The organism is Streptomyces sp. NPDC046977 (assembly GCF_040644455.1).
Lineage (GTDB): Bacteria > Actinomycetota > Actinomycetes > Streptomycetales > Streptomycetaceae > Actinacidiphila.
Map to the genome: position 1 here is coordinate 1 of NZ_JBEYWO010000077.1, position 6,651 is coordinate 6,651.

Here is a 6,651-nt window from a genome sequence, read left to right on the forward strand (position 1 = left end):
TCCGAACGCGCCCACGGCACAGGCCAGTAGGACTGGCTGACGAAGCCGGGCGGAGCTTGCCGCCGTGGTGTCCGGGCCCTGCCCGGACACCACGGTGAGCCGAAACGGCCACGTCCCGAACCGGGCGGGATCTTTCAGTACAGCCGTGCCGCGTGCCCTGTTCACCTGATGGTGCGCTCCAGGAGGATCGCCGTCACGAAGGCGTCGGGAGCGTCGCGGTGCTGCGGTATCGACAACTGGCACGAAGCGGGGTCCTCGGCGCCGTAGAAGCCCAGGAAGCGCCGGCCGTCCTGGTGGACCACCACCGAGAGGTGCCGTCCCGCGCGGGTGGTGACGTCGTACTGCGTTCCAACGCCGGGAAGGGTCGTCCGCCGAGTTCCCACTCTTGCCTCCCAGAGGGTGTCCCATGGTGTCGATGCATGGCCAAGCGAGTGGCACAGCCGTCGACCGCCGCGGCCCCAGGACACGGGAAACACTGCGACAGGGCTGGCCACCAGCGCGTTTTACCCTATCATTGCGTTTTCAACAAGGTGGCTCCAATCCCCGACCCAAAAGATCCGGCGACCTTCCACCCCGGAAGCGCATCGGCATGGGTGTCATGGTCGTCTATTTGGACGGACAGGGTGCTGAGGATGCGACCCACCACAGCCGACCGTGTAGAACACACTGTCCGTCCATGGCCAGGCCACCAACCGGGCTGCCCCTAGGGGGTCCGAAGGACGACGGTGTAGGCGCGCAGGGCCTTCGCCTCGCGGGCGGGCAGCGCGTCTAACGGGCCCGTCCCAGGTCCGTGTGCGCGAGCGGACACCGGGGACGTTGTCCCGGGGTTTCCGGAAGGAGGTGATCTGCGGGAACGCCTCAAGGCCGGCCGTCACCTCGACGACACCCGATCGGCCGAAATGGAGGGGCGCCAGGCCTGAAGAGCGGGTAGGTGCGACGACGGCGGGTGCCGGGGGCACTGGCCCCCGGCACCCGCCGTGCTGGTCGGATGTGCGGTCTTAGGCGAGTTGGTAGGCGCGTTCCACGGTCTGCCGAACGGTGTTGCCTGCCTTGTCAGTGGCGGTGACGCGCAGGGTCACGAACGCGCCGCCCTTTCGCGGGTGGTCGGGCCGGTCGATGGTGGCGGTGAAACGGTTGTGGCCGTGGTCCTTGACGCGGACCTGCCCGTTCCAGCTCTTGCCGTCATCGAAGGAAACCTCGACGTTCAGCCTGACCCCCGTGGGGGCGACGAGCCCGTCCTGGTTCCTGATGGTCAGGTCGACGTCGTGCCGCTTTCCGCCGTCGACGGTGTTGTCCAGGTCGGCGCGGAGGCCGTAGTCGACCTGAAGGAGCGGTAGCAGCGTCTCCCGCGCAGCGGTACCGGAGCGGAACGTCCAGGACGTGGAGGTCCTTGTACCTGTCCGCCAGAACTCGGTCTCGCGCGCGGTCGTCAGATCCAGGCGGTAGTCGGCCGTCCCGGCGGGGACGGAGAAGTCCCTCCAGGCGTCCGCGGCCTCACTGACCCGCTTGCCGTTGCGGTAGAGGACTGCCGATACGGTGTCGCCGTGACTGTAGGACGGATCGTCCCCCGCCGCGGACGTCCCGGCCCTCGCGCCGATGCCACCGTCCGTCGGGGGAACCTCCTTGCGGCCCCAGTGGCCGGCCACTGCATCGGTGTACTCCGGGATGGACAGGCTGAGAACGTCACCGTTGCGGACGGCGGGACGGTTCCAGCCGCGCGGGATGGACGGCCGCACCACGGCCTTGTACCACTGCTCGGTGACCTTCTCACCTGTGGTGAAGGTGCGCGGAGCGTCCCACAGACCCGACACCAGGGGGCCGCTCCAGTACTGCTCGGGGCCGGTCATGAAGTCGACGACGTGCATCCACTGTGTGTCGCCGGAAGTGACGTACTCCGTGCGGGCCTTGCCTGTCGGCGCCCAGCGGGAGGTCTCCCAGCCGAACTCGGCGTAGGGGCGCCAGCTGAAGCGCTGCTCGCTGGTCCAGTGCAGTGGCCCGTTGTTGGCGTAGGACGCCTTGACCTGCGCGGCGTTGCGGTCCGTGACGGTGTACGTCACGTCCTTGGGGATGTACTGCTGCCAGATCGCCGCGATGTCGTACAGGTACGGGCTCTCCACTGTCCCCGTCACGTTGACGACGGTCGTGCGCTTCTTGATGTGGTTCAGCAGATTGGCGCCGTCGGCCGCGGTCATCCTGATCACAGGCACAGCGGTGCGGGTGTTCATCGGCTTCCAGCGGGTCCAGGCGAGGAGCCCCTCGGGCAGGACGATCGCAATGCCCTTGGCCCCCGCCTTCGCGGCGGTCTTCGCGAGGTCGTCCCCTTCCTTCGCGTAGTCGTCACGGATCACGGCGAGCTTGCCCCGCACAGTGCCGGGCCGCAGGTCCGGGTTGTCCCTGGTCCCCGCGTCCACGGCGACCAGTTGCTCACCCTGGGGCTTGAACGGAAGTGACTGCTTGGCGTAGAACGGCTCGATGCGGAAGTCCGCGCCGCGGACCTCGACCCTGAGCTCGGGAGCCGTCATGTCCCAGCGGGAAGTGAACTCGAACGCGCCCTCGCTGACCTTGGACGTGGGATTCACGTACAGGTCTACGTCCCCGCCGCCGTCCTCGTAGTAGATGCCCTGGGTCTGCTCGACGCCGTCGATCTTCCGGTACATCTGGTACGTCAGGTTGTTGCGCCGCTCGGCGGGTTTGGGCGTGCGCACGCGCAGCAGCCTGGTCTCGCGCGCGTCCAGGGTGACGGTTGTGTCCTTGGTGACCTTCACCTCGGGGTTGATGACCTGGATTACCCGGACGCCGTCAGCGCCTCCGCCTTCCAGAAGGGTGCCGGCGATCTGATAGGTGCCCTCCTCCACCTCGGCGACCCCCATGTCGGTGAACCGGACCTCGGTGTCCCCTCCGAAGACGTCCAGCAGACCCCACACGGTGGGCTCACCGTCGCGTCCGTAGGACGTGGTGGTGATCGTGTGCATCGGGGCCCGGACCCAGAGGCTGAGCGTGGTGTGCACCGAGACGCCGCCGGTGGACGTGGCGGTGACATAGCCGTAGAAGGAGCCGCGGCCCGCCTTCGCCGGGTCGATTCCGACCGGTACCTCGACGGTTGCGCCCGGGGCGAGGCGGACGGTGCTCGAACCCAGCGTCAGCGTCTGCGCCGGGAGTTCCGTACCGTTCTTGGTCGTCAGCGCCGCACGCAGGTTCAGCGACACCTCGTTGCCGGAGTTGTTGGAGTAGCGGACCACCCCTGCCCGCTGCACCGGGGACGCGTCACGGTCGAACGGGCCCAGGATGATCGTGCCGGTGGCTGTGACCGGGGAGGTGAGCGCCGCCTTGACGTCGACGCGGCCACCGCCCTGCTCGGTGGGCACCTGGCCCGACACCGTGTGGGAGGTGCTGATCAACGCGTCCTTGAGCTGCTCACCCGTCCAGTCGGGGTGCTGTCCGGCGAGCAGAGCCGCCGCCCCGGTGACGTGGGGCGTGGCCATGGAGGTGCCGCTCGCCGCGGTGTAGAGGTCGTCGACCGGGTCGCCCATGGCCGTACCGGCGGCGCGTGCGGCGACGATCCCGACGCCCGGAGCGGTGATGTCCGGCTTTGCCGCCTTGTCGCCGAAGCGCGGGCCACGACTGGAGAAGGAGGCCAGCGAGTCGTCGCGGTCGACGGCGCCGACGGTGAGGGCGGCATCGGCCGCGCCGGGTGAGCCCACCGTCATCGCGCCGAGCTCACCGGCGTTGCCCGCGGCCACGACGAAGAGCGCGCCGCTGCTGCGGGAGATCTCGTTCACCGCCTGGCTCATGGGGTCGGTGCCGTCGGTCTGCATGTCGGCGCCGAGGCTCATGTTGATGACCCTGGCGCCCTGCGCTGCGGCCCACTCCATGCCCGCGATGACCTGGGACTCGCTGCCGGATCCGTCGTCCCCGAGCACCTTGCCGATCAGCAGGTCGGCGCTGGGCGCGACGCCCTTGCGCAGGCCCGCCGAGGCGGCGCCGCTGCCGGCGGCCGTGGCGGCGACGTGCGTTCCGTGGCCGAAGTGGTCGTCGGTCGAACCGCTGTCGCTGAAGTCCTTCGCCTCGCTGACACGGCCCGCGAGGTCCGGATGCGTCCGGTCGGCACCGGTGTCGAGGACCGCGACCTTGACGCCCTCGCCGTGGAACCCGGCCGCCCAGGCGGCAGGCGCGTTGATCTGCGCGGTGCTGCGGTCCAACGTGGCACGCACCTTGTGGTCCAGCCAGACCTTCGGGGTCACCGCGGCGACGCTCGCCACGTCCGCACCCGTCGCCGGGGCGAGTTGCTTCCAGAACGCGGCCAGGTCCTCGTCGGCCACGCGCAACGCCTGGGCGCCGATGCTCGGCAGTCGCCGCGGCTCGGCCGAGTCGTCCTGGAACTGAGCGAGGGCGTCCACCCGCTCGGCCGCCAAACGGGCCGGGCCCTTGGGAGCCGCCACGATCAGGGGCAGGGCGCCGGTGTGCCCCTCGTCGTACCCCTGGGCCGCCAAGCCCGCGACGTCGAACAACCCCTCGTCCAACAGCCCTGTGCGGACCAGCGGCGCCGCGTCGGAGGGCAGCACCGTCAGCGTGCCATCCTTCTCGGTCATCTGGAACAGGACGTGCTCACGGCCCGGCGCGCGCTGTACCGACGCTGTCTTCTTGCCGTTCGGCGCGTCGCTGAGGGTGACCCGGTCACCGGTGATCAGCCGCACGGTGACCGTGCGATCCTGCGGCGCCTGTGTACGTGCCGCGGTCGGCGACGGAACCTGAGCCGTGGCGGGTGTGACCGCACCTGCCGCAACGACGACCGACGTCGACATCGCCGCCCAAAGGCGGATTCGTCTCATTGGTGTTTCTGTCCCTTCTGGCATCCCGGCATTCGGGTTTGGCGTCTGAAAGCGACCGTCGTGGCACGCCGCCGCGACGCCGACCGGATGATCGGCGTCGAGGTTTCGGGACGAGATCGCTCACAGCCATCCCCTCGCACAATGGCGACCGCGTCCGCATACCGTGCGGGAAAGGCGCCGCTCATCCTGCTGGCGTCGACGCTGCCGCCAGAGGTTCAGGCTGTAAAGAAGCCTCTTGCTCATCTGTGGTTCGCAGGATCATCCCTTGCGTGAAGCGGACCTGTCGCCGATTTGACCTGGCGCAATTCGGCCATGTCTCAACGGCGCCACCGGCCGCCTTGCGGAAGTCTGCGATGAGCTCGCGACAATGGTAAAAAAATGCCAGAAGATTGGCGCAGGGATTCTATATTTTCTGAGCGCGTGTGAATTTCGGGACGGGCGTACTGGAGTTGATCCCTGCGGCAACTTGCGTAAAAGGTACGCACGGTGCGGCGGGCCGACCGCCGAACGCGACGTGTTCCGGTGCGACGGCGGCGCGCGGCGGTCGGCCGGTCCGAGCAGAGGGCGAGGAAGGCGCGGCCTTCGTACATGACCTGCGGGCCAACGTGCGTGCGGTGCGGCGCCGGAGAAAAGCCCGGTCGACGGGTGAGCCCGGGCCCTGCCCGCGAAGGGCGTGCCTCGTTGCCGCTGCGGCGCCGCGAGCGCCTCGCGGTTCCGGAGAGGCACAACGCCGTCGGATACGGGCGCCCACGGTCCGTCAGTTCCGCTGTCCGAATGCCGCGGCCAGCAGATTCCGGAGCTCGGTGATGCTCCGGCCGGTCCCCTCGGCAACCCGCGCCACGCTCTCCCCCGCCCCCGCCGCGTTCAGCCCGCGACGCGCCACCACCACCGAGGCCCCGCGGCCTCCCCCACCCCAGCCGCCGCAGCCTCAAGACCACCCGGAGCGGCGTCCTCGCCCTCACTCGCCATCACCGCGCCATCCTGACCGAGCACCCAGCCACGACTGCCATCGCCGTGAACGGGCCGGGCGTCAGGCCCGGGAACGCGCCAGGCCAGGACCGGCCATCACCACTGTGCTCCGCCGGGCCGCCGACTGGTGCCCAGCGCCGGCCAGCGGGCGTCGTTCTGCCAGTCCCAGCGAGACGGGTCGTCCCTGCGCAGCGCGTACACCGCCCGCCCATCCAGTTCCTACCCGACCCGCATCCGTACGCAGCGCGAGGCGTTGGCCTGGGACCGCCGACTGCCCGACGCCAGGTACCAGGGGCGACTGGTAACGGCCCCCACCGTGTCGGGTCGGCGGGGGCCTCCTGCCGTCCAGCAGCGAGGACTCTGCCCGATGGGGATGAGCAGAGTCCTCTTCGTGCAACACTACCCCCCTGCCCCGAGGCGTCTGCCGCCGGTCTCTGCGGCCAGGCGTGATTGGCCCCCGGCCCGGCATGCGCGACCAGCGCCGGATAGGCGTCACACGCACCGCAGTTCGTCGTTAAGTAAACGACTGCATGTCCACAGCAAGAAATTCTCCCCGCGGTTCCTTCCCGGGCGCCTCGCGTCCTTCACCGAAGCCCCCGGCCCACCAACCCCCATCAAAACACGCCCGCTGCTTTCGGACCCGGTGGCAATACCGTCGCCCGCCGGTCCAGATCACTGGGAGCTTGGCGGGTCGTCCGAATGCCGGGTTGTCCCAGCCGCTGCCGTTGGTTCGCCGGGTTCGTGTGGCTGCTGTTCTGCATCGGCGGCCACGCTCACAAGTGAGCACGAAGCAGGGGGACGACACGGGGCGGTGATACGCCGCACGCGCTGCCCCCGTCTCGAGTGCACGGGG

The 6,651-nt window shown here is 69.5% G+C and carries 1 protein-coding gene and 1 pseudogene; both read right to left on the reverse strand.

The window, feature by feature from the left end; translation table 11 throughout:
- Positions 1-224: 224 nt before the first annotated feature.
- Positions 225-383, reverse strand: a pseudogene (locus ABZ883_RS42900) (potassium transporter TrkA); the annotation flags it as partial.
- 615 nt (positions 384-998) lie between these two features.
- Positions 999-4,829, reverse strand: coding sequence for a S8 family serine peptidase (locus tag ABZ883_RS42905; RefSeq protein ID WP_360917725.1), 3,831 nt, complete (start codon positions 4,827-4,829; stop codon positions 999-1,001).
- Between the last annotated feature and the right edge of the window lie 1,822 nt (positions 4,830-6,651).

What these genes read in the sequence shown, in the direction of transcription:
- ABZ883_RS42905 (WP_360917725.1), bottom strand. Translation starts at nt 4,829, where the DNA reads ATGAGACGAATCCGCCTTTGGGCGGCGATGTCGACGTCGGTCGTCGTT.